The following is a 1,788-nucleotide window of genomic DNA, read 5'->3' on the forward strand; positions in this document are numbered from 1 at the left end:
GTCTTCATTAAAAACACCAAATTCTTTGATGTCTTTTTCTTTTTGACCTACTGAGACCCAATGAGAACGGCTACCTATGTCAATTCCACCAGCATGCGGATTGACAATTTCCATGGATAATGATTCATTTTTCTGATCCATAAAATTTGAGTTTAAATTTAAAAAATACTCAAAGGGAGTGCTCTTTTGGAATAATAAATATTCTGAACGGGGTTTCGTATTCTGATAGTAATCGGAACAGAACCGCCACTTAAGTTATGACACACACTCCAACCAGGATGACGCTCGTGCTATTACGCAACAGTTTTAAAATCGGCCTTGCAATGAGTTTTCAAATTTAAGGGATTGTTTCATAAGTGCTTCCACGTTAGCATACTAAGTTAATGGGCGAGGCTTATATGCTGGATGATTTATAACGTTTTTCGGCTTGGCGATGTGGCGGATTTTTAGCACAAAAGTTCAATAGAATTACTGCCGTTGAACCTTGCACAAATGTTTCATAGAAGCACTTCAGCCGCCATATTGCCAAACCGATGTTGAACTAAACCTTCGGTAGTTTTTGGCATGATATTGATTGAAATACTAGATTTAAACCAATTAAATTTTATAATCATGACACCAAAAAAAAGCCTGAAGAGCTGGGACAACACACTTTAATTGCTCAAGCTGACAATGAAATTAAGGGATTCAAAGAATTGAACCAAAAGTTTGAGAAGAAACTTTCGATATTAGGTCGAAGTCGGAGTACTTATCTCAACTATATCAGGCATTTAGCTAAGATTGCACTGCATTTTAAATGTATTCCTACCGAACTTGATGAAGACCAACTAACGGACTATCTCAACCTCGTACAAGAAGAGCATAAAACACCCTCCGAGAGTTATTTTAAATTTACAATTTACGGCTTGAGATTGCTTTTTAAAATAGAAGGCATTAAGCCGATAGATATGGGATTGCCCAGTATTAAGAAAGACAAAAAGCTTCCTGTCGTGCTTAGTAAAGAAGAAATTTGGCGGCTACTAAATGCACCTGATTTATTGAAGCATAGAATCTTGATCGGCCTTTTGTACGGCTGCGGTCTTCGTTGTTTTGAATCAAGGAATGTCCGATTGAGAGATTTGGATTTTGATCGTAAAATGCTCCATGTTTATCAAGGAAAGGGTAAAAAAGACAGGTATGTTCCGCTTAGTGAGCATCTTATTAGGGGTCTGAAGAAGTATATTGGAGCCGAAAATCCTGTAGATTGGGTCTTTAATGGTCAGCCCTTGGAGAATCGCAAAGGTGGCGATTTTGATAGCCGATATTCACAAAAAGGAGTACAATGGGCAGTAAGACAGGCAGCCAAAAAAGCTGGAATAGTTAAACACGTAAACGTACATACGCTCAGACATACTTATGCGACACATTTGCTCGAAGATGGCACAGATATCGTAACGCTGAAAGGGCTACTCGGTCATGAAAGTATCGAGACCACGATGATTTATCTACACGTAGCCCAAAGTGGTAGAGTAAAACCTTTTAGTCCTTTAGATACGCTTTTTGCTGAATACTGCCCAGTAGTATGCAATCCAAGTGGGAAGTAGCCGATATACTATATCGCTTGGGTGAAAAGGTAGAAGATATAGGAATAAATACATGGCAATTACGCACCCTATCGGCCATAAAACGTTGCCGAACCGCAGCCTTGGGTGGCCATATAGATGCCTGTGATAGTTGTGGCAATATTAGCCTAAGTTATAACTCCTGTCGAAATCGACACTGCCCCAAGTGTCAGGGCGAGAAACGGGA

The 1,788-nt window shown here is 39.4% G+C and carries 2 protein-coding genes; both read left to right on the forward strand.

Annotated elements, in window-relative coordinates:
* The first annotated feature begins 695 nt into the window (after positions 1-695).
* On the forward strand, positions 696-1,583 hold the full coding sequence (locus EGI22_RS15545) for a tyrosine-type recombinase/integrase (protein WP_255068920.1): 888 nt from the start codon (positions 696-698) through the stop codon (positions 1,581-1,583).
* Positions 1,562-1,788, forward strand: a 227-nt coding sequence (locus EGI22_RS15550; protein WP_255068919.1) for a transposase zinc-binding domain-containing protein, incomplete at its 3' end; no start/stop codon positions are given. The genes EGI22_RS15545 and EGI22_RS15550, both read left to right, overlap by 22 nt.

The sequence above is a fragment of the Lacihabitans sp. LS3-19 genome, from assembly GCF_024343575.1.
Classification (GTDB): Bacteria; Bacteroidota; Bacteroidia; order Cytophagales; family Spirosomataceae; genus Leadbetterella.